18 protein-coding genes are annotated in these 25,768 nt (G+C 72.6%); 6 read left to right on the top strand and 12 right to left on the bottom strand.

All coding sequences use genetic code 11. The features are described from left to right. Window positions 1-50 precede the first annotated feature (50 nt). From ACIQV3_RS33890 to ACIQV3_RS33870, 5 genes are all read right to left on the bottom strand, one after another. The gene (locus ACIQV3_RS33890; protein WP_403719243.1) at window positions 51-1,679 is read right to left on the bottom strand and encodes a succinic semialdehyde dehydrogenase; all 1,629 of its coding nucleotides are present in this window, start codon (window positions 1,677-1,679) and stop codon (window positions 51-53) included. Between the two features lie 174 nt (window positions 1,680-1,853). Further along, window positions 1,854-3,590, bottom strand: coding sequence for a protein kinase (locus ACIQV3_RS33885; RefSeq protein ID WP_403719242.1), 1,737 nt, complete (start codon window positions 3,588-3,590; stop codon window positions 1,854-1,856). Between the two features lie 117 nt (window positions 3,591-3,707). Next, the gene (locus ACIQV3_RS33880; RefSeq protein WP_403719239.1) at window positions 3,708-7,289 is read right to left on the bottom strand and encodes a hypothetical protein; all 3,582 of its coding nucleotides are present in this window, start codon (window positions 7,287-7,289) and stop codon (window positions 3,708-3,710) included. A gap of 117 nt (window positions 7,290-7,406) precedes the next feature. After that, window positions 7,407-9,797 carry a serine/threonine-protein kinase gene (locus tag ACIQV3_RS33875; RefSeq protein WP_403719236.1) on the bottom strand — a complete coding sequence of 797 codons (2,391 nt, stop codon included), beginning with the start codon at window positions 9,795-9,797 and terminating at the stop codon, window positions 7,407-7,409. Window positions 9,798-9,946: 149 nt separating this feature from the next. Then, window positions 9,947-11,665 (bottom strand): glycerol-3-phosphate dehydrogenase/oxidase, encoded by a 1,719-nt coding sequence (locus tag ACIQV3_RS33870; RefSeq protein WP_403719292.1) that lies wholly within the window; start codon window positions 11,663-11,665, stop codon window positions 9,947-9,949. A 345-nt stretch (window positions 11,666-12,010) separates the two neighbouring features. Between ACIQV3_RS33870 and ACIQV3_RS33865 the strand changes: the two genes are divergently transcribed. Next, window positions 12,011-13,240, top strand: coding sequence for a nucleotide sugar dehydrogenase (locus ACIQV3_RS33865; protein WP_403719233.1), 1,230 nt, complete (start codon window positions 12,011-12,013; stop codon window positions 13,238-13,240). A 315-nt stretch (window positions 13,241-13,555) separates the two neighbouring features. Then, the gene (locus ACIQV3_RS33860) at window positions 13,556-14,095 is read left to right on the top strand and encodes a hypothetical protein (protein ID WP_403719230.1); all 540 of its coding nucleotides are present in this window, start codon (window positions 13,556-13,558) and stop codon (window positions 14,093-14,095) included. A gap of 85 nt (window positions 14,096-14,180) precedes the next feature. Here ACIQV3_RS33860 and ACIQV3_RS33855 read toward each other — a convergent pair whose 3' ends face one another. The 4 genes from ACIQV3_RS33855 to ACIQV3_RS33840 all read right to left on the bottom strand — a co-directional run bounded on the left by ACIQV3_RS33855 (window position 14,181) and on the right by ACIQV3_RS33840 (window position 18,857). Continuing rightward, entirely contained in the window at window positions 14,181-15,305 is a 1,125-nt protein-coding gene (locus tag ACIQV3_RS33855; protein ID WP_403719229.1) for a GuaB3 family IMP dehydrogenase-related protein, read from the bottom strand. Window positions 15,306-15,523: 218 nt separating this feature from the next. After that, window positions 15,524-17,029, bottom strand: coding sequence for an IMP dehydrogenase (gene guaB, locus ACIQV3_RS33850; protein WP_403719226.1), 1,506 nt, complete (start codon window positions 17,027-17,029; stop codon window positions 15,524-15,526). 146 nt (window positions 17,030-17,175) lie between these two features. Next, window positions 17,176-17,805 carry a sigma-70 family RNA polymerase sigma factor gene (locus tag ACIQV3_RS33845; protein WP_403719223.1) on the bottom strand — a complete coding sequence of 210 codons (630 nt, stop codon included), beginning with the start codon at window positions 17,803-17,805 and terminating at the stop codon, window positions 17,176-17,178. A gap of 440 nt (window positions 17,806-18,245) precedes the next feature. After that, window positions 18,246-18,857 (bottom strand): response regulator transcription factor, encoded by a 612-nt coding sequence (locus ACIQV3_RS33840; RefSeq protein WP_003948568.1) that lies wholly within the window; start codon window positions 18,855-18,857, stop codon window positions 18,246-18,248. Between the two features lie 379 nt (window positions 18,858-19,236). On the opposite strand from ACIQV3_RS33840, the gene ACIQV3_RS33835 reads away from it, so the two are divergent. After that, complete coding sequence (locus ACIQV3_RS33835; protein WP_250744119.1) at window positions 19,237-19,572, top strand: WhiB family transcriptional regulator; 336 nt, start codon at window positions 19,237-19,239, stop codon at window positions 19,570-19,572. A gap of 188 nt (window positions 19,573-19,760) precedes the next feature. Here ACIQV3_RS33835 and ACIQV3_RS33830 read toward each other — a convergent pair whose 3' ends face one another. Next, entirely contained in the window at window positions 19,761-20,660 is a 900-nt protein-coding gene (locus tag ACIQV3_RS33830) for a LysR family transcriptional regulator (protein ID WP_327305056.1), read from the bottom strand. A 79-nt stretch (window positions 20,661-20,739) separates the two neighbouring features. Here ACIQV3_RS33830 and ACIQV3_RS33825 point away from each other — a divergent pair, with 79 nt between their 5' ends. The 3 genes from ACIQV3_RS33825 to ACIQV3_RS33815 all read left to right on the top strand — a co-directional run bounded on the left by ACIQV3_RS33825 (window position 20,740) and on the right by ACIQV3_RS33815 (window position 22,998). Beyond that, complete coding sequence (locus ACIQV3_RS33825) at window positions 20,740-21,417, top strand: MOSC domain-containing protein (RefSeq protein ID WP_403719218.1); 678 nt, start codon at window positions 20,740-20,742, stop codon at window positions 21,415-21,417. A 9-nt stretch (window positions 21,418-21,426) separates the two neighbouring features. Then, window positions 21,427-22,200: an SDR family oxidoreductase gene (locus tag ACIQV3_RS33820; protein WP_327305058.1), complete on the top strand. Its 774-nt coding sequence runs from the start codon at window positions 21,427-21,429 to the stop codon at window positions 22,198-22,200. A 99-nt stretch (window positions 22,201-22,299) separates the two neighbouring features. Further along, complete coding sequence (locus ACIQV3_RS33815) at window positions 22,300-22,998, top strand: ester cyclase (protein WP_403719215.1); 699 nt, start codon at window positions 22,300-22,302, stop codon at window positions 22,996-22,998. A 110-nt stretch (window positions 22,999-23,108) separates the two neighbouring features. On the opposite strand, the gene groL is transcribed toward ACIQV3_RS33815, so the two are convergent. Both groL and groES read right to left on the bottom strand, forming a co-directional pair. Then, a complete protein-coding gene (gene groL, locus ACIQV3_RS33810) occupies window positions 23,109-24,740 on the bottom strand; it encodes a chaperonin GroEL (protein ID WP_403719211.1) in 1,632 nt (543 codons plus the stop codon). A 136-nt stretch (window positions 24,741-24,876) separates the two neighbouring features. Next, window positions 24,877-25,185, bottom strand: coding sequence for a co-chaperone GroES (gene groES, locus ACIQV3_RS33805; protein WP_008739621.1), 309 nt, complete (start codon window positions 25,183-25,185; stop codon window positions 24,877-24,879). Window positions 25,186-25,768 lie beyond the last annotated feature (583 nt).

The raw sequence follows: 25,768 nt of genomic DNA, 5'->3' as shown, positions 1-25,768 counted from the left end.
GAACGGAACGGAACGGACGGAACGGAACGGAACGGACGGAACGGAACTGACTAGCGGAGCCGGAAGGCCTTCATGACCTGGAGGCTGCGGGTCATGAAGGCCGCGTACTTCTCGTCGTCCATCCCCAGCGAGGGCCCCATCGGCAGCAGCCGCTGGTGGGCGACGGTCTGGGCCTCGGTGTACTTGAGGATGCCCTCGGAGCCGTGGCGGCGGCCGAGGCCGGATTCCTTCATGCCGCCCATGGGGGCCTGGGCGCTGCCGTAGGCCGGGGCGTAGCCCTCGTTGATGTTGACGGTGCCGGTGCGCAGGCGGGCCGAGACGGCGTGGCCGCGGCGGGCGTCCTTCGTCCACACGCTGGAGTTCAGGCCGTAGGAGGTGCCGTTGGCCTCTTCGATGACCTCGTCTTCGTCGGTGAACCGGTAGATGGAGACGACCGGACCGAAGGTCTCCTCCCCGCACACCGCCATCGCGGACTCGACGCCGTCGAGGATGGTCGGCTCGTAGAAGAGCGGGCCGATGTCGGGGCGGGCGACGCCGCCGGTGACGAGGGTGGCGCCCTTGGCGACGGCGTCGTCCACGTGGCGCTGTACGGCCTCCAGCTGGCGCTCGCCTGCCAGGGAGCCCATGTCCGCGCCGTAGGCGAGGGAGGAGCCGAGGCGCATGGCCTTCGTGCGGGCGGCGAACCGGGCGACGAACTCGTCGGCGATCGACGCGTGCACGTACAGCCGCTCGATGGAGATGCAGAGCTGGCCCGCGGAGGAGAAGCAGGCGCGGACGGCGCCGGCGGCGGCCTTCTCCACGTCGGCGTCGCGCAGGACGAGCATGGCGTTCTTGCCGCCGAGTTCGAGGGAGACCCCGATCAGGCGGGCGGCCGCGCCCTGGGCGACCTCGCGGCCGGTACGCGTGGAGCCGGTGAACGAAACGTAGTCGGCGCGGCGGACCAGCTCGGGGCCGACGACCGGGCCCTCGCCGAGGACGATCTGGAACACCTCGGCCGGCAGGCCCGCCTCGATCATCAGGTCGCGGGCCCACAGCGCGGTGAGCGCGGTCTCGGTGTCGGGCTTCATCACGACGGCGTTGCCCGCGACGAAGGCGGGCAGGGCGTCGCCGATGGACAGCTCGAGGGGGTAGTTCCAGGGGGCGATCTGGCCGATGACCCCGCGCGGCTGGCGCAGCTCGGTGACCTTGGTGAGGGTGGGCATGGCGCCCGTGTGGCCCTTGGGGCGCAGGTACGAGGGGGCCTTGCGGCCGTAGTGCCGGGCCGCGATCGAGACGGCCTGGACCTCCTCGTGGGCGTGCAGACGGGCCTTGCCGGTCTCCAGCTGGATCAGGTCGAGCACCTCGGCCTGCCGGGACAGGACCAGGTCGTGGAAGCGCAGCAGTACGGCGGCCCGCGCGCGGACGGGCACGGCGGCCCAGGCGGGCTGCGCGGCGCGGGCGGCGGCGAAGGCGCCCTCCACGTCCTCGGGGGTGGCCTCGGGGAGCTCCGCGAGCCGGTCCCCGGTGAAGGGGCTGTGGTTGGCGGTGCGGCCGGAGCCGGCCACTCCGCGGGTCAGCCGGGCGACCAGTTCGGGGGTCACCACGTCGGCGGCGCTCCGGGCGCCGGCCGGGGCGGGGGCGACCGGGTTGGTGGGCTGCGGGGCGCTGCGGAGGGGGGCCGGGGCCTGCGTGTCCGTCATGGGCGTGAGCGTATTCCGCCGGGGGGCGCTTTGGGTACCCGCCGGTAACCGGATTTTGCCATTTCTGCCAGTGCTCACTGGCGGGATGGCGGAAATCCGGGCTCCGGTGCCCTTGGGAGGGCGGCCGCCTCAGGGGCCGGGGCCGGCCGCCTCAGGAGGCTGGGGGGGGCCGCCTCAGGAGGCCGGGGCCGGCTGCCAGCCGCTGAGCACGATGTCGAACTGTTCCCGGGTGATGTCCCAGTCCGCGACCGGACCCGACATGTACACCGCGTACTCGGTGCCGTCCGGCGCGTAGTACATCTGCTCGATGGCCTTGCGCGGCCCGGTGAAGGCCCCGGTCCTCTCCGTCCAGACGAACTCCCACAGGGCGGCCTTGACCTGCCCCCGGAAGGTGTTCGGGTGCAGGGTCAGACGCACGTAGTCGGAGCGCTTCTGCACCTGCTTCTCCAGGTCGAGCAGGTGCGCGTACGGGTCCTTGAACTTCGGATCGCGGTCCACCGCGATCCGGATGAAGTGCTTGCCGTCGTCCCGGGTGTAGTCGATCTGCGTCCCGTCCTCGCGGCGCTTCCAGCCGTCCGGGACGAAGAGGGAGAAGCCCGCCCTGTCGACCGCCTTCACCCAGCCCGGCGGCGGAGCCTTCTCCACCTGCCCCTTGGCGTCCCCGGCGCCGGACGAGGCACCGGCCGACGCGCCGGCCGACCCACCAGACGACGCGCCGGCCGAACCGCCCGCCGACGCGCCCTGCGTACCGGCCGTCCGGCCCGGGATCCCGCCGTCCGTGGTCGAGTCGCTGGTGTACTTCAGGATCCCGAACACCCCGCCGCCGCCGAGCAGCGCCGCCACCACCGCCACGGCCGCGGCCCGCCTGATCCGGCCGGGGGCTCCGGTGTCGCGGCCGCCCCGCCCGCCCGGTCCGGCCTCGGAACGCGCGGCGAACACCGGCTCCGGCCCCGGCTCCGCCCCCCGCCCCGGCTCTCCTCCACCGGACGGCTCGGCGGTGTCCGCCGGCTCGCTCCGGGCGGCGCCCAGCTCCTCGGAGCCCATCGCGCGCGTGGGTACGTACGCCTGCGCCGACTTCGGCTCCCGGCCCTCCATCGCCTGCAGCAGCATCTGCTCGGCCTCGTCCGCCGACGGCCGCTGCGCCGGGTCCTTGCGCAGCAGCGCCGTGATGACGGGGGCCAGCGCGCCCGCGTGCGTGGGGGCGGGCGGCTCCTCGTTCACCACGGCCTGCAGGCTCGAGATGGGCGAGGTGCGGCGGAAGGGCGAGCGGGCCTCGACGGCCGTGTACAGCGTCGCGCCGAGCGACCACAGGTCGGAGGCCGGATCGGGGGAACCGCCGGTGACCCGCTCGGGGGCCAGGTAGTCGATGGAACCGATGAGTTCACCGGTGCGCGTGATGGAGGAGTCGCCCTCGATCGCGGCGATGCCGAAGTCGGCGAGCATCACCCGCCCGTCCTTGGCGAGCATCACGTTGCCCGGCTTCACGTCCCGGTGCAGCACCCCGACCGCGTGCGCGGCGCGCAGCGCGCCGAGCACGTGCAGCCCGATCCGGGCCGCCTCCCGGGGCTCGATGCGGCCCGCCGTCTTCGCCGCGTCCGCGAGGGAGGGACCGTCGATGTACTCCATGACGATCCAGGGCCGGTCGTCGTGTTCCAGTACGTCGTGGACCGTGACGACCGCCGGATGCTGGATCCGGGCCGCGGCCCGGGCCTCCTTCTGCGTCCGGGCGTGCAGGACGTCCCGGTCCGCCTGGGCGACGTACAGCCCGGCCGTCAGTTCCTTGACGGCGACCGTCCGGTGCAGCAGCTCATCGTGCGCGCGCCACACCTTGCCCATGCCGCCCCTGCCGATGGGCTCCACGAGCCGGTACCGGCCCGCGAGCACCGCACCCGCACCTGTCTGCTGTTCCACGAATCCCCGCCGCCGCTCTGTGCACTTCCGGTCAGACTACGGAGATCGCGGGTGACGGCGGAACCACTCGGAGGCGGTTCGGCCGCACTGTGACGCAATCGCCGTACTGATACCGCGTCAGCCGCCGCTCTTGTAGCTGGCCGTCGCCTGCTCGAAGGTCTCGGTGACCTTGCCCTCCTGGTCCTGCGGGCCGGTGACCATCACGACGTGGTAGGAACCTCCGAGCGCGACGACGAAGTTGCGGGCCACGACGGAACGGCCGTTGCCGTCGATCCAGGTGTACCGGCCGGTGACGCGGAGCTGGTTGCCGACCTTGGTGGACCTGATGTCGCTCACGCTGGACCAGGTGGAGGAGCGGTACGGAGCCAGCTCGGGCTCCTTGTCCTTCTGGTAGGTCGCCGGGTCGGGGGTGCCCTGGACCTTGTCCCGGCCGGGGACGACGGTCAGGACGAAGTCCCCCTCGGTGTAGCGGACCTGACCGGACTCGTTCATTCCGCGGCGCTCCCAGCCGTTCGGAACGTTGATCGAGAAGTGCTCGGCGTCCTGCTGGGTGGTGTACCCGGACGGAGCGGGGACGCCCGGCTGCGGGGCCGGCCCGGACGCGGGCGGGCTCGGGTTCGCGGAGGGGCTCGGGCCCTGGCCGGACCCGCTCGGCTTCGGGCTCGGCTTCGGGCTCGGGTTCGGATTCGGGTTCTGCGACTGGGGCGCGGCGGGCGGCCTCATTCCGGCCGCCTTCTGCCCGCCGCCCTGCGGATCGGCGGAGCGGGGCATGAAGAACAGGGCGTAGGCCACGGCTCCCGAGAGGAGGACGAGGATCCCCAGTAACAGGGAACGGCCCAGCGAGCGCGGCTTGCGGGGGTGTTCGGCGCTGCGGTGCCGGCCGTGCAGATCGGCTCGCCGCCGTGCGATGGGGAGCCTGGCCGGATCCTCCACCACCGGCGGCAGCATGGCGAAGCCGCCGTCGGGCTCCGGGGCGGAGCGCACGAGGGAGCGCAGCCAGCCGCGGAGCTCCTCGAAGTCGGGGCGCTCGGTGGGGTCCTGGCGCAGCAGGGACTCCACGATCGGGCGCAGCGGGCCGCACTCCTCGGCGAAGGCGGGGGGCTCCGCGCAGACCATCTCCACGAGCTCGGCGACGCTGTCCTCGGGGTACGGGGCATGGCCCTGCACGGCCCGGTACAGCAGCGCGCCGAGCCCCCAGAGGTCGGTGGCCGGCCCGACCGGCGCGGCCAACTGCCACGGCCCGTGCACGGCCTGCGCCTGCTCGGGAGCCCACCGCTCGGTAACGGCCCCGACGACGGCCATCCGCGTCTGCCGGGCCCGCTCGGCATCGAGCCCGCTCCGCGGCCCGCTCCCCCACCCGCCGGCCCCGCCCCCGCCCCGCCCCGCCCCGGAGCCACCGGCTCCGGGGGCGGGCGCGTACCCGGGGGCACCCTGCGGACGCCCCTGCGGCCCAGCCTGCGAACCGCCCTGCGGCCCCGTCCGGCCGGAGCCACGGACGCCGGGAACCTCCAGGTATCCCGCACCGCCGTACGGACCGGCCGGCCGGCCGCCCTGGCCGTAACCGCCCGCTCCCTCGGCCTGCGAAGCACTCTGCGGGCCGCCTTGGCCGTAGCCGCCCGTCCCGGGGGCCGCCGCGTATCCGGCAGCGCCGTGCGGAGCGGTCTGCGGGCCGCCGCCCTGGCCGTACTCACGGGCCGCGGGATCCGCTGCGTACCCGGCGCCGGTCTGGGGGCCGGGCTGCCCGTAGCCGCCTGCCCCGGCAGCGTTCGCGTTCCCGGCGGTGGCCTGCTGTCCGGCCTGCGGGCCGCCGTGGTCGGGGTCCGCCGGATCCGGGCGGCCCGGCCCGAGCTGGAGCTGCCCGCCGTACCCGGCGCCGTCCCGGCCGGCCGGCCGGCCGAGGCCCGCCTGATCCCGGGCCGGGTGGCCCGGTCCCGGCGAGGTCGGCCCGTAGCCGGGCCCGTGCTCCCCGCCGCCCTGCGGATGCGGCTGGCCGTCGGGGGAGACCCGGGGCGTGCCGCCGTCCGGGGTGTCCGCCTGGTGGTAGCCCTGGGGAAGGGCGAGCTGCGCCGGCAGCGCCGCACGGGCCGGCGGCTCCGCTTCGGCCGGCGGCAGGGCCTGGCGGCGCGGGGTGGCGCCGTGCCAGGTCGCTCCGCTGTCGGGGCCGCCGTACGGGTACGAGTACCCCTGCGGCAGCTTCGACCCCTCCGGCCTCGGCTCCGCCTCGGGCTCCGGCGCGGGCCCGGCCCCGGACCCGGTCTTGCGCTGCTCGGTGATCCGCGCGGCGGCCTGGGCCCCGGCCCGGTACGCGGCGATGGCCCCCGCCCGGGCTGCGGCCTTCAGGTCGGGCCGCTCCCCGGCGGCACCCGGGGTGGAGGAAGTCCCGGGGGTACCGGCAGGCTCGAGGGCGCCGGAAGCACCGGGCACGCCGGGCACGGCACGGGCGCCCGGGGCACCGGGGACGCCCGGGGCACCGGCCGCGCCATAGATTTCGGGGGCTCCGGAGACGCCATGGGTGTCGGCCGCGCCAGGGCCACCGGAGGCGCCGGGCGCACTCGGAGCCCCGGGGGTACCGGAACTGCCGGGGCCGTAGGGGCCGTCGGGGCCGCTCCCGGTACCGGGGTTTATGTGGTCCCGGTAGCGCGGCCCGGTGTCGTAGCCGGGAGCCACGAGCGGCGCGTACTCCGCCGCGTTCCCGCCGCGCCGGACACCGGCCGTGTCCGCACCGGTCCCAGCGTCGTACCGCCCGGAGCGCTCCCCGGGCCCGCCCCCGTACGGTGCGTCGTACGAGTCGTCGTACCGGTCGCCGAACTCCCCGCGCAGCTCACCGCGCAGCTCCCCGCCAGGCTCCCCGCCCTGCTGCCCGCCGGCGAGGCCCGCACCGAGCCCGGCCCCCGGCTCGTACCCGGCATCCGCCCCCGGCCCGCTCCAGGAGCCCCCCGGGGAACCGCCGCCGTACCCCGAGCCCGCCTCCGGCCCGGCCAGGGCGCCGCGGCCGTACCCGCCGCCGCTCTCGGGCCGGCCCGCCGCGAACCCCGGGCCACCCGGGCCACCCCGATCGCCCGGTTCACCGCCCGGCCAGGGCCAGTGCTCCGCGGAAGGGTCCGTACCGTCCCGCGGCGGGACCGGGTCGTACCCGCACAGGGCGTCCTCCGCCGCCCCCGCCGCCAGACCCGTCAGGACGACCCGCCCGTCCTCGCAGATCAGCACCGTCCTCATGGTGATGTTCCGGTGCGTCCACCCGTGCGCGTGCAGCACCCGCAGCGCGGTCAGCACGTCCGCCGCCACCTCCGCCGCCCGGTACGGGCTCAGCGGTTCGTCGGCGATCAGCGCCGCCAGCGGTCGGGCCGGGACGAGTTCGCTCACTATCCACAGCGACCCGCCCTCCGCGAACACGTCGAAGACCTGGTCCAGCCGCGGATGGTCCGGCACGGACGCCGCCGCCTGCGCGGCCTCGATCGCCCTGCGTACGGCGGGCAGTTCACCGTGCGGGACGCGCCGGCCCCCGGTCACGGGCGGCCCGCCCCGCGTGCCGTCCAGCAGCTCCGCGTCGACGACCTCGGGCAACGGCACCTGCCGTACGAGGACTTCCTGACCGCTGCGCGTGTCGAAGGCCCGGGTCTCGATCAGTTCGTAGGCGTCGGACGGCGGCAACGGCAGACGGTAGCGCTCGGCCAGGATCCGGCCCGAGTAGTCCTCCACATCGCCTCCCCCGAGAGCTGGGGACCCGTCCCCCAGGCCCCGCTGACACGATACGACGCCCAGGGCGCCCGCGTCCCGGCCCTGGCGAGGCTGACCCGAGCCCGCTCGGTGCGCGCGTCAGCCCAGCGGCTGGAAGGTGTCGAACGCCGTGGTGCGCAGCTGGGTACATTCCGCCGCGTCCCACTGGTCCGCGAGGCAGGTGATCATGATGGCGTAGCCGTGCTTCGCGTCCATCCTGAACCCGCGGTCGAGCACCCGGACCCGCGAGCCCTTCTGGTCCCGCTCGAACTCCCAGTCCGCGACGGTCGGGTACCCGCGGTACTCGACCTTTTCGAGGCGCAGCAGCTTGTAGTTGCTGCTGCTGCTCGCCACGCTCGGAGCCAGCGCCAGCCAGGCGGCGCGGGCATCGTCCTTCGGCGAACTGTTGAAGTCGATCTGGATGCGCGGGAATCCGCCGTCGCGGCTGTAGATGACGCCGTCGTTCTTCCCTATCACGCCGGTCTGCTTGAAGTCCTCGGGCATGCCCATCGCGAAGTGGAACCCGGGGTCGTTGACCTGGGCGTACCCGGGCGGCAGCCCGGGCAGGGCGCCCCCGGGCGTGCTGCCCTGGCCGGGGTCGGTGCCCGAGCCGGGCGACTGGCCCGGGTCCGGCGAAGCGGCCCCCGCGCCGGGCGACTCGCCGGTCTTCGGCGAGGGAGAGGGCGAGGGCGCGGGCGAAGCCGGGGCCGGGGTCGAGGAACCGGGCGCGGGGCTCGACGCGGCGGCCTTGCTGCCGCCCTTGCCGTCCTTCGGGGAGCCGCCCTTGTCGTCGTCGCCGTTGATGACGTACGCGATGACCGAGCCGATGACGGCGAGCGCCACGACCACGCCGGCGATCGCGAGCGCGATGGTGCGGCGCGGCAGGACGTCGGTGATCGGGGCCGCTACGGGCGCCGGGCGCGGCGAGGGGGACTCGGCGGCGGTCGCGGCCGTGGCCGTGGCGGCCGAAGCGACGGCGCTGGCGGCCGCCGCCTTGCGGGCCGACTTCAACGCCGCGCGGGCACGCTCGCGCTGCTCGCGCTCACGGCGCTCGCGTTCCTTCTTCTCCGCCTTCTCCGCGGCCTTGGCCGCCTTGTCGGCCGCCGCCTGCTCGGCGGCGTCGCGGGCCTCGGCGAGCGATATCTGGCGGGTCTCCTCGGCGCCCGGACCGGCTACGGGGGCCGGCGGCTCGGGCGCGTCGATGACGGCGGTGAGCAGGGCCCGCGCGCGGTCGTCGTCGAGCCGGTGGGCGGGGTCCTTGACGAGAAGACCGTAGATGACCTCGGTCAGCGGGCCCGCGTTCTTCGGCGGCTCGACGGGTTCGGTCATCACCGCGGTGAGCGTCGCGAGGGCCGACCCCTTGTCGTACGGGGGAACCCCCTCGACGGCGGCGTACAGCAGGCCGCCGAGCGACCACATGTCCGCCGGCGGGCCGGGACGCTGGCCGCGGGCCCGCTCGGGCGAGATGTACGAGGGCGCGCCGACGAGCATGCCGGTGGAGGTGACGGAGGGGTCGCCCTCGACCTGGGCGATGCCGAAGTCGGTGAGGACCACGCGGCCGTTGCCGTGGTCGGCGAGCAGCACGTTGGAGGGCTTCACGTCCCGGTGCAGGATGCCCTGACGGTGGGCGGCACGGAGTACGTCGAGCACGGCGAGGCCGACTTCCGCGGCGCGGCGGGGGGTCAGCGGGCCGCTCTCGCGGATGAACTCCGCGAGCGAGGGGCCCTCGATGAGCTCCATGACGATCCACGGCCGGCCGTCCTCGTCGACGACGTCGTAGACGGTCACGGCGCCGCCGCTGCGGATCCGGGCGATGGCCTTGGCCTCGCGCAGGGTGCGGGTGATGAGGCGGCGCTTCTCGTCGTCGTCGACGCCGCTGCCGAAGCGGAGTTCCTTGACGGCGACGGTGCGGCCGAGGGTCTCGTCCTCGGCGCGCCACACGGTGCCCATGCCGCCCTTGCCGAGGACGTCGCCGAGCCGGTACCGGCCCGCGAGCAGCCGGCCCTCGTCGTGGGGGCCCTCTTCCGCCTTGGCCGCGGCGGCCTTGACGGCGGCGGCCACCTCGTCGGCCTTGCTCACCGCGGCGGACTTCGGCGCGGCCCCGCCCGCGGGCTTCACGTCCGCGGGCTTCACGTCCGCGGGCCCGACACCCTTACCCGCAGGCTTCGCGTCCTGGGGCTCAGCCCCACCGGTGGCCTTCGCCGCAGCCGGCTTCCGCAGCTCCGCCTTCCGCGGCTCGGGCTCCGGCTCCGCCGCGGAAGCACCCGGCTCCGCGTCTCGACGGCCGGCCTCACCGGCGGCTTCGGCCGCGGCCGGCGTGGCCTTCGCGGCCCCCGTCCCGGCGGGCTTCGCCGCGGCAGCCCGCTTCGCGGCTCCCGCCGCGGGCGGCTCGGCCGGAGGCTTCGGGTCCGTCGGGGGCGCGGCCGGAGGCACCGGCGATCCCGTCCCGACAGACGGCTCCGGCGACTCGGTGTGCTCCGGCTTCGACATGCGTCCCCTCTGCGTTCGTGCCGCCTGCTCCGGTTGCCCTGGCAGCGGCCGGGGTGCCCGGTAACCCGCCCCGGCAGAACCCTCATTGTCCCTTACTCCGCAACGGACGGGAGCCCCGGGTCCGCGGTTCCTCCCGCGAAGTGACGGAGTTACAACGGGATGATGTCCGGCGCCCCCAGCCGTGCCGCGTCCGCCGTCTGGTCGTCCGGCTGGCGCTGCGATTCCCGTTCCGCCTGCACCCTCTTCTCGTAGTGCTCCACTTCCTTCTCGATCTGCTGCTCGTCCCAGCCCAGCACCGGAGCCATCAACTCCGCGCATTCGCGGGCCGATCGCGTCCCCCGGTCGAAGGTCTCGATCGAGATCCGCGTCCGCCGGGTCAGCACGTCGTCCAGGTGCCGCGCCCCCTCGTGCGAGGCCGCGTAGACCACCTCGGCGCGGAGGTAGTCGTCGGCGCCCGTCAGCGGTTCCCCGAGCGAGGGGTCCTCCGCGATCAGCGACAGCAGCTCCTCCGTCAGCGAGCCGTACCGGTTCAAGAGGTGTTCCACCCGCACCACGTGGAGTCCCGTCCGCGCGGCGATCCGCGCCCGGCCGTTCCACAGGGCCCGGTACCCCTCGGCCCCGACCAGCGGCACGTCCTCCGTCACGCACGGCGCGACCCGCTGGTCGAGGCCGTGCACCGCCTCGTCCACGGCGTCCTTGGCCATCACCCGGTACGTCGTGTACTTGCCGCCGGCCACGACCACCAGCCCCGGCACCGGGTGCGCCACCGTGTGCTCGCGCGAGAGCTTGCTCGTCGCGTCCGACTCCCCGGCCAGCAGCGGCCGCAGCCCGGCGTAGACCCCCTGGACGTCGTCCCGGGTGAGCGGGACCGCCAGCACCGAGTTGACGTGCTCCAGCAGGTAGTCGATGTCCGCGCTCGATGCCGCCGGGTGCGCCTTGTCCAGGTCCCAGTCGGTGTCCGTGGTGCCCACGATCCAGTGCCGGCCCCACGGGATGACGAAGAGCACCGACTTCTCGGTCCGCAGGATCAGCCCGGTCGAGGAGTGGATCCGGTCCTTGGGAACGACGAGGTGGATGCCCTTCGACGCCCGGACGTGGAACTGCCCGCGCTCCCCGATCAGCGCCTGGGTGTCGTCCGTCCACACCCCCGTGGCGTTCACGATCTGCTTCGCCCGGATCTCGTACTCGCCGCCGCCCTCCACGTCCTGGACCCGCGCGCCGACGACCCGCTCGCCCTCCCGCAGGAAGCCGACGACCCTCGCCCGGTTGGCGCACTGCGCCCCGTAGGCGGCGGCCGTACGGACCAGGGTGGCCACGTATCGCGCGTCGTCCATCTGGGCGTCGTAGTACTGCAGGGCGCCCACCAGCGCGTCCTTGCGCAGCGCCGGCGCGATCCGCAGGGCGCGCTTGCGCGAGAGGTGGCGGTGCGTCGGCAGCCCGCGCCCGTGGCCGCTGGAGAGCGACATGGCGTCGTAGAGCGCGACGCCGGAGCCGGCGTAGAACCGCTCCCACCCCTTGTGCTGCAACGGGTAGAGGAACGGCACCGGCTTCACCAGGTGCGGGGCGAGCCGCCCCAGCAGCAGGCCGCGCTCCTTGAGCGCCTCCCGCACGAGGGCGAAGTCGAGCATCTCCAGGTATCTGAGCCCGCCGTGGATGAGCTTGCTGGAACGGCTGGAAGTACCCGAAGCCCAGTCCCTCGCCTCCACCAGCCCGGTCGCGAGGCCCCTGGTCACGGCGTCGAGGGCGGTACCGGCGCCCACCACGCCGGCCCCGACCACCAGCACGTCCAGCTCCCGCTCGGCCATCCCGGCGAGCGCCTCGGCGCGCTGCACGGGCCCCAGCGAGGCCCTCCCACCGCCCCCGCCCATCCCGGCACCCATCCCGGCGCCCGTACCCATCCGTGCCCCTGCCCCTGCCCCTGTTCCAGTGCTCACGGCTGCCTGCCTCCCGTTGACGCGGGTCGCCCCGTCCGTCCTGTGCGGCCATCCCACCTGTCGTGGGTGATCCCGCTCACATCGCCCGTTCATGATTCTCACCGGCCGCACCCACATCAGCCACCGCCTGTGGATAACACGGAGGCGACCAAGACCACCGAATACGACATATCTGTCATATATACGCCTAGTCTGACATTGCGCCAGCTCTCCTCCTCCACAGGACTTGCGCGCTCCGCCCCCTCATGCATGTCAGGGAAGGGAAGGGACGGCACCCCCATGCCCGCAGATCTCGCCGTCATCGGACTCGGCCATCTCGGCCTCCCGCTCGCCCAGGCAGCCGTGGCCGCCGGGATCGAGACGGTCGGCTACGACAGCGGTCCGGCGACGGACTCCACCCTCACCGCCGCCGAGATCCGCCGCATGTCGGCGGCCGGCTTCCGGGTCACCACCAACCCCGCCGAACTCGGCCGGGTCCGCACCGCCGTCATCTGCGCCCCTACCCAGCTCGGCGCGGATCGTGCACTCGACCTGTCCGCGGTCGGCGAGGCGGGCCGTACGCTCGCCGCCCGGCTGCGTCCGCACACCACCGTCATCCTCGAATCGGCGGCCCACCCCGGCGTCACCGAGGACTACCTGCGCCCGATCCTCGAATCGGGCTCCCGCCTGCGCGCCGGCCGGGACTTCCACCTGGCCTACTCCCCCAGCCGCCTCGACCCCGGCAACCGCACGCACGGCATCGCCAACACCCCCAAGGTCATCGGCGGCCTCACCCCCGCCTGCACCGAGTCCGCGCACGCCTTCTACGCCCGGCTCACCGACAAGGTGGTGCGCGCCCGCGGCCTGCGCGAGGCCGAGACGGTCCAGCTCCTCGAGACGAACTACCGGCACGTCAACATCGCCCTCATGAACGAGATGGCTGTGCTCTGCCACGACCTGGGCGTGGACCTGTGGGACGTCATCCGGTGCGCCGAGACCAAGCCGTACGGGTTCCAGGCCTTCCGCCCCGGCCCCGGAGTCGGCGGCCACGGAGTCCCCCTCGACCCCAACTACCTCCCCCACACCACCCGCACCCCGGGCCACCCGCTGCGCATGGTCGGTCTGGCCCAGGAGATCAACGACCGGATGCCGCAGTACGTCATCCAGCGCAGCGCCACCCTGCTCAACGAGCACGGCAAGTCCGCGCGCGGCGCCCGCGTCCTCCTGCTGGGCGTCACCTACAAGCCGGACCTCGCCGACCAGGAGGGCTCCCCGGCACGCGAGATCGCCAGCCGCCTCATCGACCTCGGCGCCCTGATCAGCTACCACGACCCGTACATCGCCGGGTGGCGCGTCAGGGACCAGCCCGTCCCCCGCGCCGAATCGTTGTACGAGGCAGCCGCCAACGCCGATCTGACGATCCTGCTCCAGCACCACCGCACCTACGACCTGCAAGGCCTCGCGGTGAAGGCCCAATTGCTCCTGGACACCCGCGGCGCCAGCCCGGCGGGCGCCGCGCACCGCCTCTAGGGCCTGTCGGCAAGCTCCCGCCTGCCGCGCGACGCCCGGCACGTGCTCTCGCCGCACCGGGCGGAAGGCCTGGTACGTCTAGGGCCTGTCGGCCGCCTCTTTCGGATCTCGCCGGGCCCGCGGCGACCCGCACCGCGGGCTCGGCCGGCCAGATCCGAAAGGGACGCCCCGGCCGCGGACCGCCCCTCCGAAACCCCTCCACGGATGTCGCAGCCTGCTGCTAGCCTGCGGCGACTTATCTCGCGCATACACCCCCACGTCAGCCGTGCGGGCCCCGTGTGCCCCACGATCCACGATCCCTGGGGGGATTTCTCCATGAGCCAGCAGTTCCCGTCGTCCGCGCCGGACTCCGCCACGCCCGCCACGCCCGCGCCCGAAGCCGCCGCCGTCCCGGCCCCCTACCCGGGCCCGTCCGGCGCCGACTTCCTCCAGGCCCAGGCCCCGGCCCCGGCGCGCCCCGCCAACGTGGGCCTCGGAATCGCCGCGGCCGTGGGCGCCGCCCTGGTCACCGCCGCCGTCTACGGCGCGATCATCGGGCTGAGCGGGTACCAGGTCGGCTTCGCGGCCGTCGGCGTCGGCGCCGCTGTCGGCTTCGCCGCCGGCAAGCTCGGCGGGGGCAACCCCCTGCTGCCGGTGCTCAGCGCCGTGCTCTCGCTGGCCGCCGTCTTCGGGGGCCAGATCTTCGGCCTCGCCATGATCGGTGCGGACGAGCTGGGCGTGGGCACCCTCGACGTGCTCGACCTCGGCGCCTCCCTGCTCGTCGACGCCTGGAAGGAAACCTCGGGCCCGATGACGTACCTCTTCCTCGCCCTCGGCGGTTACACCGCATTCCAGTCGGCCCGCAAGGCCGCCTGACCCCGGTCCCTCACACCCCGGTACGCCCGAGGCCCGGCTCCCCCGAAGGGGAGCCGGGCCTCGGGCGTGTGGTGCGGTACGGGCCTCAGCGGCGGTGCTGGGAGTCCGCGACCGTGACCTCGACCCGCTGGAACTCCTTGAGCTCGCTGTAGCCGGTGGTGGCCATCGAGCGGCGCAGCGCGCCGAAGATGTTCATCGAGCCGTCCGGGGAGTGCGACGGGCCGGTGAGGATCTCCTCGGTGGTGCCGACCGTGCCGAGGTCGACCTTCTTGCCGCGCGGCACGTCCTCGTGGACGGCCTCCATGCCCCAGTGGTTGCCCTTGCCGGGCGCGTCCGTGGCACGGGCCAGCGGGGAGCCGATCATCACGGCGTCGGCGCCGCAGGCGACGGCCTTCGGGATGTCGCCGGACCAGCCCACGCCGCCGTCGGCGATGACGTGCACGTAGCGGCCGCCGGACTCGTCCATGTAGTCGCGGCGGGCCGCGGCCACGTCGGCGACGGCGGTGGCCATCGGGACCTGGATGCCGAGCACGTTGCGCGTGGTGTGCGCGGCGCCGCCGCCGAAGCCGACCAGGACACCGGCCGCGCCGGTGCGCATCAGGTGCAGGGCCGCGGTGTAGGTGGCGCAGCCGCCCACGATGACCGGGACGTCGAGCTCGTAGATGAACTGCTTGAGGTTCAGCGGCTCGGCGGCGCCGGAGACGTGCTCCGCCGACACGGTGGTGCCGCGGATCACGAAGATGTCCACGCCCGCGTCGACGACGGCCTTGGAGAACTCGGCCGTGCGCTGCGGGGAGAGGGCGGCGGCGGTGACGACACCGGAGTCGCGCACCTCCTTGATCCGCTGACGGATCAGGTCCGCCTGGATCGGAGCGGAGTAGATCTCCTGGAGACGGCGGGTGGCGGACTCCTCGTCCAGCTCCGCGATCTCGTCGAGCAGCGGCTGCGGGTCCTCGTACCGGGTCCACAGACCTTCGAGGTTCAGCACGCCGAGGCCGCCGAGCTCGCCGATGCGGATGGCGGTCTGCGGGGAGACGACCGAGTCCATGGGGGCGGCCAGGAACGGGAGCTCGAAGCGGTAGGCGTCGATCTGCCAGGCGATCGAGACCTCCTTCGGGTCCCGGGTACGGCGGCTGGGGACGATGGCGATGTCATCGAACGCGTACGCCCGGCGGCCGCGCTTGCCGCGCCCGATCTCGATCTCAGTCACGTGTGGTGGCCTTTCCTGTGGGTCTGCCCGTCCAGTATCCCCGAACCCCGGCGCGCCGCGTTCCGGTGACCGCTGTACGGACGCACGCACCGGCCGTACGGACGCACGCACCGGCCGTACGGAGGCACGCACCGCTGTACGGACGCACGAACCGGGCACGACGGAGGGGCGGGCCCGCGCGGGCCCGCCCCTCCGGTACTGCGCTGGTGCTGCTCCGATCAGCCCTTGCGGCTGTAGTTCGGCGCCTCGACCGTCATCTGGATGTCGTGCGGGTGGCTCTCCTTGAGCCCAGCCGAGGTGATCCGGACGAACCGGCCCCGGTCCTGGAGCTCCGGCACCGTGCGGCCGCCGACGTAGAACATCGACTGCCGCAGGCCGCCGACCAGCTGGTGCACGACCGCGGAGAGCGGGCCGCGGTACGGGACCTGGCCCTCGATGCCCTCGGGGATGAGCTTGTCGTCGCCGCCCACGCCCTCCTGGAAGTAGCGGTCCTTGGAGAAGGACTTGCGGTCGCCGCGGGACTGCATCGCGCCGAGCGAGCCCATGCCGCGGTACGACTTGAACTGCTTGCCGTTGATGAAGAGCAGCTCGCCCGGGGACTCCTCGCAGCCCGCGAGCAGCGAGCCGAGCATCACGGTGTCGGCGCCCGCCACGAGGGCCTTGGCGATGTCGCCGGAGTACTGCAGGCCGCCGTCGCCGATGACCGGTACACCGGCCGCCTTGGCGGCCAGCGAGGCCTCGTAGATCGCGGTGACCTGCGGAACGCCGATGCCGGCGACGACGCGGGTGGTGCAGATGGAGCCGGGGCCGACGCCGACCTTGATGCCGTCGCAGCCGGCGTCGATGAGGGCCTGGGCGCCGTCGCGGGTGGCGATGTTGCCGCCGATGACGTCGACCGCCGAGTTCGACTTGATCTTGGAGACCATGTCACCCACGAGGCGGGAGTGGCCGTGGGCGGTGTCGACGACGATGAAGTCGGCGCCCGCCTCGATCAGGGCCTGGGCCCGCTCGTACGCGTCGCCCGCGACACCGACGGCCGCGCCGACGAGCAGCCGGCCGTCCTTGTCCTTGGCGGCGTTCGGGTACTTCTCGGCCTTGACGAAGTCCTTGACCGTGATGAGGCCCTTGAGGAGGCCGGCCTCGTCGACGAGCGGCAGCTTCTCGATCTTGTGGCGGCGCAGCAGCTCCATCGCGTCCACGCCGGAGATGCCCACCTTGCCCGTGACCAGCGGCATCGGGGTCATGACCTCGCGCACCTGGCGGCTGCGGTCCGACTCGAAGGCCATGTCGCGGTTGGTGACGATGCCGAGCAGCTTGCCCGCCGGGTCGGTGACCGGGACGCCGGAGATGCGGAACTTCGCGCAGAGCTCGTCGGCCTCGCCCAGGGTCGCGTCGGGGTGCACCGTGATCGGGTCGGTGACCATGCCGGACTCGGAGCGCTTGACCAGGTCGACCTGGTTGGCCTGGTCGGCGATGGAGAGGTTGCGGTGCAGGACGCCGACGCCGCCCTGGCGGGCCATCGCGATGGCCATCCGGGCCTCGGTGACCTTGTCCATGGCGGCGGAGAGCAGCGGGACGTTCACGCGCACGTTGCGGGAGATGAGCGAGGACGTGTCGATGGCGTCCGGGGACATGTCCGAGGACCCCGGGAGCAGGAGCACATCGTCATAAGTGAGGCCGAGCGTGGCGAATTTGTCGGGCACTCCGTCGGCGTTCACAGTCATGACACCTTCCAAGATGGTCTTGCTCAGCGCGGATGTCCATGCTAACGGGATCCCGACGCGTCTCATTCCACGACCAAGATCAAGGGCAAGATTCGTAGTTTCCTACGGGAAAAACCCCGTACGGCCTACGGGAGAACTCGTACGGCCTACTGCTCGGCGAGCGCGCGGAGCCGGCTCAGCGCCCGGTGCTGGGCGACGCGCACCGCCCCGGGGGACATCCCGAGCATCTGCCCGGTCTCTTCGGCGGTCAGCCCGACGGCCACGCGCAGGACGAGGAGCTCGCGCTGGTTCTCCGGAAGGTTGGCGAGCAGCTTCTTGGCCCAGGCGGCGTCACTGCTCAGCAGCGCGCGTTCCTCCGGCCCCAGGGAGTCGTCGGGCCGCTCCGGCATCTCGTCGGAGGGCACGGTCGTACTGCCCGGATGGCGCATGGCGGCCCGCTGGAGATCGGCCACCTTGTGCGCGGCGATGGCGAAGACGAAGGCCTCGAAGGGGCGTCCGGTGTCGCGGTAGCGCGGCAGGGCCATCAGGACGGCGACGCAGACCTCCTGCGCCAGGTCCTCCACGAAGTGACGAGCGTCACCCGGAAGTCGCGACAGGCGGGAGCGGCAGTAGCGGATGGCGAGGGGGTGCACGAAGGCCAGCAGATCGTGGGTGGCCTGCTCGTCGCCCTCCACCGCACGGCGCACGAGCGCGCTGACGGTACCGTCGCCGCTGTTCCGGGAGGCGCCGCCGCCCCCTGTGGTCGCGGGTGACCCCGGGGCCTCGTCGTCGCGCATCAATCCATGGTGCCTTGGCGCCGGGGCATTCGCGGCACCGCGGCCCGTGTTGTGCGTCGAAGCGTTATGCGTCGACGGGTTGTGCGGGGTGGGTGCACCGGAACTCATGGTCTGGCCCTCCCCTCCCGCTCGGCCGAATCGTCCCCGCGGCGACATCTCCAGGATGCGCCACACCCTCAAGCATGCGGCATCGCGCCCGAAGCGACACGTCCCCCGGATTGTGCACCGTCAATCCCCCGGGCGCACAGGGTGCGGCGGATCGGACGGCGGGAGATTCCGGAGGGCGGCCGGGGCCGCGGAACCGGGCGCCGCGGAATCCGCCGCGAAATCCGGGGCCGCGGAATCCGGGGCCACAGGATCCGCGGCCGCGTGGAATCCGGGGCCGGGCGGGCCCGCCCGCCCGCGGCACCGCCGGCCGGTGAGGGCCGGCGGACCTGCGGTCAGCGGACCAGGCCCCAGCGGAACCCGAGCGCCACGGCGTGCGCCCGGTCGGACGCACCCAGCTTCTTGAACAGCCGGCGTGCGTGCGTCTTGACCGTGTCCTCGGAGAGGAAGAGCTCGCGCCCGATCTCCGCGTTGGACCGGCCGTGGCTCATGCCCTCCAGCACCTGGATCTCGCGTGCGGTGAGCGTGGGCGCGGCGCCCATCTCGGCCGAGCGGAGCCGGCGCGGGGCCAGCCTCCAGGTCGGGTCGGCGAGGGCCTGGGTGACCGTGGCCCGCAGTTCGGCGCGCGAGGCGTCCTTGTGCAGGTAGCCCCGGGCGCCGGCGGCGACCGCGAGGGCCACACCGTCCAGGTCCTCGGCGACCGTCAGCATGATGATGCGGGCGCCGGGGTCGGCCGAGAGCAGCCGGCGCACCGTCTCCACACCGCCGAGCCCGGGCATCCGTACATCCATCAGAATCAGGTCGGAACGGTCGGCACCCCAGCGGCGGAGGACTTCCTCGCCGTTGGCAGCCGTCGTCACACGCTCGACGCCGGGCACGGTGGCAACCGCGCGACGGAGCGCCTCTCGGGCAAGCGGGGAGTCGTCGCAGACGAGGACGGATGTCATGACCGCCCTCCGCAGCTGCTGATGCGCGTCACCTTGAGCCTCCAGGCTGGTACGTATCGTCACCTGTGCGGTCGATGCCCCCGGACACATGTCCGAGAACTTCTTGGTTCAACCGCCTTCGCACTCTCAACGATGGTCACTCGAAAGAGTTACGGGTCGGACGGACACCTTCGGCACTCTACGTGAGGAAGCGAACACGAGGCAGGAGCCACTCACCGCGTGTCCTCCAGATGACGGTATGCCCTATTTGGCGGCTTTCCTTCCGTTTGGCGCATGTCTGAGGCTAGATTCCCAATGAGTCATATTTACATCTACTACGACAGTAGGTGTGGAGACATGGACCGTATCCGCCTCAGTACCGGCACCAAGAGGACTACCAATGGCAGATTTCTCCCGCCTCCCCGGACCGAACGCCGACCTCTGGGACTGGCAGCTGCTGGCTGCCTGCCGCGGGGTCGACAGCTCCCTCTTCTTCCACCCGGAAGGCGAGCGGGGCGCGGCCAGGAGCGCGCGCGAGACCTCGGCTAAAGAGGTCTGCATGCGATGCCCGGTGCGTTCTGAATGCGCCGCGCACGCACTCGCCGTCCGCGAGCCCTACGGGGTGTGGGGCGGCCTCACCGAGGACGAACGCGAAGAACTGATGGGCCGCGCCCGCCATCGCCTGATCCCGGCGACGACCGCGATCGGACCGAGCACGCCGATCGCTCCGCACTGACCGGGCTCCACACGAAACGACCGAAGGAACGTTTCTCCGATCTCATCGGTACGCAGCACACCGGCGTGCCGCGTACCGGACCGGGCTGCCACCCGACCGGCCGTACCGCCGTACGGTCCTTCGCGTGGCGGCCCCGTCCGGCGCGGGGTCCGGCCACCCGGCCCCTCGGCGCCCGGGCCGTCCGGCGGTCAGCGCCGGGCGGCCCGCTCCAGCTGAACCAGGGTCGCGGCCACCGCCGGGACCCTGGCCAGGTCGGGCAGGGTCAGGGCAACGACCTCCCGCTCGACGGCCGGTTCCACGACGAGGGTGCTCACGCCCTTGGCCCGTACGGACTCCACCGCGAGCTCCGGCAGCACCGCGACCCCGAGCCCGGCCCCGACCAGGCCGACCACGGCCGGGTAGTCGTCGGTGGCGAAGTCGATGCGCGGGGTGAAACCGGCCGCCTCGCACACCTCCACCAGATGGCGGCGGCAGCGCGGACAGCCCGCGATCCAGGGCTCGTCGGCCAGCTCCGCCATGCCCACCCGCTCCGCACCCGCCAGCCGGTGCCCTTCGGGAACCAGTCCGACGAGCCGGTCGGTCAGCAGCGGCCGGACCACCAGGTCCTCCCACTCGGCCGCCGACCCGGAGGCCCCGCCGTAGCGGAAGGCCAGCGCGAGGTCGCAGTCGCCCTCGCGCAGCATCTCCACCGAGCGCGGCGGCTCCGCCTCCACCAGCGAGATCCGGGTCCCCGGATGCTCGGCGCGCATGGCCGCCAGTGCGGTCGGCACCAGCGTGGAACTGCCGCTGGGGAAGGAGACCAGCCGGACCCGCCCGGCGCGCAGCCCGGCGATGGCCGCCACCTCCTCCTCCGCGGCCGTCAGCCCGGCGAGGATCCCGGCGGCGTGCCGGACCAGCGCCTCACCGGCCTGGGTGAGGCGCATCTCGCGCCCGGTGCGGATCAGCAGGGGGGTGCCGGCGGACTGCTCCAGCGCCTTCATCTGCTGGGAGACGGCCGGCTGGGTGCAGCCGAGCTCGCGGGCGGCGGCGGAGAAGGACCCGGTTCCGGCGACAGCGCGCAGAACTCGGAGATGACGTGCCTCGATCACCCTTCGAGCATAAGGGGTGCTTTGATCCCGATGCGAATAATCCCCCTTCGCCTTTTAGGTGATCGGCTAGCGTGGTGCCATGCATCTGATCTCCGTGAACCTCGGCCGCGCGACGGCCGTCGACCACACCGATGCCCCGGGCGGGCTGACCGGTCACGGCAAGATCCCCGCGCCCGGCCCCGTACGGGTCTTCGCGCCGGGCCCCAAGGGCGTCGGCGCGAGCGGCGTCGAAGGGGACGACGTCTGCCATCTGCGCCATCACGGTGGTGACCACCAGGCCGTGTACGCGTACGCCCGCGAGGACCTGGACTGGTGGGAGCGGGAGCTCGGCCGCGAACTGTCCGGCGGGATCTTCGGCGAGAACTTCACCACCGCCGGCCTCGACGTGAACGGCGCACTGCTCGGCGAGCGCTGGCGGGTCGGCCCCGACCTGCTCCTGGAGGTGGCCTCGGCCCGCATCCCGTGCCGGACCTTCCAGGGGATGCTCGGCGAGAGGGCCTGGGTCAAGCGGTTCACCCGGGAGGCCCGGCCGGGCGCCTACCTGCGGGTCCTGCGGGAAGGCTCGGTCTCCCCCGGGGACACCGTCGAGGTCGTGCACCGCCCGGACCACGAGGTGACGGTGGAGTTCTGGTTCCGCGCCTTCACCACCGAGCGGGAGCTCCTGCCGCGCACGCTGGCGGCGGGCGAGGCGCTGGAGCCGGAGGCTCGGGACAAGGCGCTGGCCCACGTGGAGAAGTACGGGAACCGGGGCGACTAGGTTGCGCCTATGACGACTGCGTTGATTACGGGATCCACGGCGGGCATCGGCGCCGCCTTCGCCCGGCGGCTCGCCGCCCAGGGGCACAACCTCGTCCTGGTGGCGCGGGACACCAAGCGCCTCGGCGAGCAGGCCACCGAGCTGCACGACCGGCACGGCATCGAGGCCGAGGTGCTGGCCGCCGACCTCTCCACCGAGGAGGGCATCACGGCGGTCGAGGAGCGCCTCGCCGACCGCAAGCACCCGGTGGACCTGCTGGTGAACAACGCGGGCTTCGGCAACAAGGGCCGCTACCTCGAAGTGTCCATGGCCGACGAGCTGACCATGCTGAAGGTCCACATCGAGGCCGTGCTGCGGCTGACCTCGGCGGCCGTGGAGCCGATGCGCTCGCGCGGGCGCGGCGGCGTGATCAACGTGGCCTCGGTGGCCGCCTTCCTGCCGCGCGGCACGTACGGGGCGAGCAAGGCCTGGGTCGTGCAGTTCACCCAGGGCGCGGCCAAGGACCTGACCGGGTCGGGCGTACGGATGATGGCGCTGTGCCCGGGCTTCGTGCGCACCGAGTTCCACGAGCGGGCGGGCATGGGGACGGACAACATCCCCGGCTGGATGTGGCTGGACGCCGACAAGCTGGTGGCCGCGGCGCTGGCCGATCTGGCGCGGGGCAAGACGGTGTCGATCCCGGATCCGCGGTACAAGGCGCTGATGGGCGTGGTGAAGCTGACCCCGCGGGGGCTGCTGGGCGGGATGTCCTCGCGTACGGGGCGCAAGTACGGGCCCCAGTGACCGCATCCACCGGTCCCGTGGTGACCTGTGGGTAAACGCGGCATATGGGTGAAATCTCCCTAGACTGGATGTGTCCCATCCAGCGCGGGAGGCGACGCGATGACATTCGTACAAGTGATCGATTACGAGACCAAGCGCTTCGACGAGATGAACAGTCTCATCGACCGCTATGCCGAGCAGACCGCCGGCAAGCGCACGGTCACCCACACCCTCATCGGCAGGGACCGCGACTCCAGGACCCACTATGTGGACCTCGTCGAATTCCCCTCGTACGAAGAGGCCATGAGGAACTCTCAACTCCCGGAAACCGACCGGATGTTCCAGGAGATGGTGGCGCTCTGCGAGGGCATGCCGAAGTTCATGAACCTCGACGTGGTCCGCGACGAGTACCTCAACAAGCTCGTCGTGAACCGCTTCTTCGAAGAGGTCTTGGGCAAGGGCAACTTCGACGTCGTCGAGGAGTGCATCGCGGCGGACTACGTCACCCACGACATCATGGAGAGCGCCGGCGAGGGCAACGGCCGCGAGGGCATCCGCAAGACCGTCGGCATGTGGCGGGGCGCCTTCGAGATGAGCATGGACATGACGCGGCAGATCGCCGAAGGCGACTGCGTCACCACCCTGTGGGACTGGGAGGGCACCCACAAGGGCGAGTTCATGGGGGTCGCGCCGACCGGCAGGGAATTCACCATGTCGGGCTGTACGACCTGCCGGATCGAGAACGGTCAGATCGCCGAGGACTGGTGGTACTACGACGCACCGGGCCTGATGCGCCAGATGGGCATGATGCCCGGATAGCACCGGACAGCACAGCACTGGACAGCGCAGCACCGGACAGCAGACGGGAAAGCCCCGGTCACCGCCGCTTGGCAGCGGTGACCGGGGCTTTGCCGTGCTTGCTGACGAGGTCAGTGGCTGTGGCCGTGGCCACCGTGGCCGTGACCGGCGTCGCCCTCGTCGTCGGCCGGCTTCTCGACGACCAGGGTCTCGGTCGTGAGCAGCAGCGACGCGATGGAAGCGGCGTTCTCCAGCGCGGAGCGGGTGACCTTGACCGGGTCGATGACGCCGGCCTTGACCAGGTCGCCGTACTCGCCCGTGGCGGCGTTGAAGCCCTGGCCCTTTTCGAGCTCGGCGACCTTCGCGGTGATGACGTAGCCCTCGAGGCCGGCGTTCTCGGCGATCCAGCGCAGCGGCTCGACGGCGGCGCGGCGCACGACCGCGACACCGGTGGCCTCGTCGCCCGACAGGCCGAGGTTGCCTTCCAGCACCTTCACGGCGTGGACGAGAGCGGAGCCACCGCCGGAGACGATGCCCTCCTCGACCGCGGCGCGGGTCGCCGAGATGGCGTCCTCGAGACGGTGCTTCTTCTCCTTGAGCTCCACCTCGGTGGCGGCGCCGACCTTGATGACGCAGACGCCGCCGGCGAGCTTCGCCAGGCGCTCCTGCAGCTTCTCGCGGTCCCAGTCCGAGTCGGTCGACTCGATCTCGGCCTTGATCTGGTTGACGCGGCCGAGGACCTCTTCGGAGGAGCCGCCACCGTCGACGATGGTGGTGCTGTCCTTGGAGATCGTGACGCGGCGGGCGGAGCCCAGTACGTCCAGACCGGCCTGGTCGAGCTTGAGGCCGACCTCCTCGGCGATGACGGTGGCACCGGTGAGGGTGGCCATGTCCTGGAGCATCGCCTTGCGGCGGTCACCGAAGCCGGGCGCCTTGACGGCGACGGCGTTGAAGGTGCCACGGATCTTGTTGACGACGAGGGTGGAGAGCGCCTCGCCCTCGACGTCCTCGGCGATGATCAGGAGCGGCTTGGAGGCGCCGGCCTGGATGACCTTCTCGAGCAGCGGCAGGAGGTCCTGGATGGAGGAGATCTTGCCCTGGTTGATCAGGATGTACGGGTCATCGAGGATGGCCTCCATACGCTCCTGGTCGGAGACCATGTACGGGGACAGGTAGCCCTTGTCGAAGGCCATGCCCTCGGTGAACTCGAGCTCCAGGCCGAAGGCGTTGGACTCCTCGACGGTGATGACACCGTCCTTGCCGACCTTGTCCATCGCCTCGGCGATGAGGTCGCCGACCTGCTGGTCCTGCGCGGAGAGCGCGGCCACGGCGGCGATGTCGGACTTGTCCTCGATCGGGCGGGCGGTCGCGAGGAGCTCCTCGGACACGGCCTTGACCGCGGCGTCGATGCCCTTCTTCAGGGCGGCCGGGGAAGCACCCGCGGCAACGTTGCGCAGACCCTCGCGGACCAGCGCCTGCGCCAGGACGGTGGCGGTGGTGGTGCCGTCACCCGCGACGTCGTTGGTCTTGGTCGCGACCTCCTTGACGAGCTGCGCGCCAAGGTTCTCGTACGGGTCGTCGAGCTCGACCTCACGCGCGATGGTGACGCCGTCGTTCGTGATGGTGGGAGCGCCGAACTTCTTGTCGATGACGACGTTGCGGCCCTTGGGACCGATCGTCACCTTGACGGTGTCGGCGAGCTTGTTGACGCCACGCTCAAGGGCGCGACGGGCGTCCTCGTCAAACTTGAGAATCTTCGGCATGGGAGCGGTTCAGCCCTCTCGTTGCTATCCCCGGCCGCTCACCGCGACCGCCTGTCAGACACGAACTACGCCCCTCGCCGCCCGGCATCAGCAGGGGTGACCAGGGGCGTAGCTCAAAGCAAAACTGGAGAAGTGATTACTTCTCGACGATCGCGAGCACGTCGCGGGCCGAGAGGACGAGGTACTCCTCGCCGTTGTACTTCACTTCGGTGCCGCCGTACTTGGAGTACAGGACGACGTCGCCGACGGTGACGTCCAGCGGGAGACGCTGGCCGTCCTCGAAGCGACCCGGACCCACGGCGAGGACGACGCCCTCCTGGGGCTTCTCCTTCGCGGTGTCCGGGATGACCAGGCCAGAGGCCGTGGTCTGCTCGGCGTCGAGCGGCTGGACCACAATGCGGTCCTCGAGCGGCTTGATGGCAACCTTGGAGCTGGTGGTCGTCACGATCTGACCTTCCGCTTCGGAGATCCGGGGTTAATTGTCTGAGGTGGCGACCAGGTCGATCCGTCGTCGCGGGTGCCGGATCCGTCTGTCGCCGTGTTGGCACTCACCAGGGGCGAGTGCCAGACGCGAGACTATTCCGGGGATTAGCACTCGGTCAAGCGGAGTGCCAATACGCGCCGCTGGTTTCGCAGCCTTGGCCGCCTGCGCGGGGCCCGTTCCCGGGTTCTCGGGGGCGCCCCCGGCCCCCGAATCCTGCGGCGCCGTTGCCGGGGACCGGTCCCCGGGCCCCTGCGCCTCAAGCGCCGGCGGGGCTGGGGGTGGCCTGGGTGGGGGCTGGCTGCGGGTGGGGGGGGGGGGGGGGGGGGGGGGGGGGGGGGGGGGGGGGGGGGGGGGGGGCGGGGGGGGGGGTGGGGTGTCGGCCTGGACTGCATGATTTAGGCGCCCTGTCCTCTGCTTCGACAGTGATGCCGAGTAGGGCGCCACAAATCACGCTTTACGTCCCGGCCAACACCCCACCCCGCCCCCGTCCCCGACCCCGGCACGCAGCCCCCACCGACCCCGCCCTTTCAGCCGTCCGGCGTTT

Origin of the sequence: Streptomyces sp. NPDC099050 (assembly GCF_044759865.1) — a bacterium.
In the GTDB taxonomy this organism is placed as follows: domain Bacteria; phylum Actinomycetota; class Actinomycetes; order Streptomycetales; family Streptomycetaceae; genus Streptomyces.
This window is presented reverse-complemented; position numbering and strand designations above follow the sequence as displayed.

Coding starts and splice junctions, on each gene's coding strand:
- ACIQV3_RS33890 (WP_403719243.1), bottom strand. CDS start 1,679: ATGACGGACACGCAGGCCCCGGCCCCCCTCCGCAGCGCCCCGCAGCCC.
- ACIQV3_RS33875 (WP_403719236.1), bottom strand. CDS start 9,797: ATGTCGAAGCCGGAGCACACCGAGTCGCCGGAGCCGTCTGTCGGGACG.
- ACIQV3_RS33870 (WP_403719292.1), bottom strand. CDS start 11,665: ATGGGCGGGGGCGGTGGGAGGGCCTCGCTGGGGCCCGTGCAGCGCGCC.
- ACIQV3_RS33865 (WP_403719233.1), top strand. CDS start 12,011: ATGCCCGCAGATCTCGCCGTCATCGGACTCGGCCATCTCGGCCTCCCG.
- ACIQV3_RS33860 (WP_403719230.1), top strand. CDS start 13,556: ATGAGCCAGCAGTTCCCGTCGTCCGCGCCGGACTCCGCCACGCCCGCC.
- guaB (WP_403719226.1), bottom strand. CDS start 17,029: ATGACTGTGAACGCCGACGGAGTGCCCGACAAATTCGCCACGCTCGGC.
- ACIQV3_RS33845 (WP_403719223.1), bottom strand. CDS start 17,805: ATGCGCGACGACGAGGCCCCGGGGTCACCCGCGACCACAGGGGGCGGC.
- ACIQV3_RS33840 (WP_003948568.1), bottom strand. CDS start 18,857: ATGACATCCGTCCTCGTCTGCGACGACTCCCCGCTTGCCCGAGAGGCG.
- ACIQV3_RS33835 (WP_250744119.1), top strand. CDS start 19,237: ATGGCAGATTTCTCCCGCCTCCCCGGACCGAACGCCGACCTCTGGGAC.
- ACIQV3_RS33825 (WP_403719218.1), top strand. CDS start 20,740: ATGCATCTGATCTCCGTGAACCTCGGCCGCGCGACGGCCGTCGACCAC.
- ACIQV3_RS33820 (WP_327305058.1), top strand. CDS start 21,427: ATGACGACTGCGTTGATTACGGGATCCACGGCGGGCATCGGCGCCGCC.
- ACIQV3_RS33815 (WP_403719215.1), top strand. CDS start 22,300: ATGACATTCGTACAAGTGATCGATTACGAGACCAAGCGCTTCGACGAG.
- groL (WP_403719211.1), bottom strand. CDS start 24,740: ATGCCGAAGATTCTCAAGTTTGACGAGGACGCCCGTCGCGCCCTTGAG.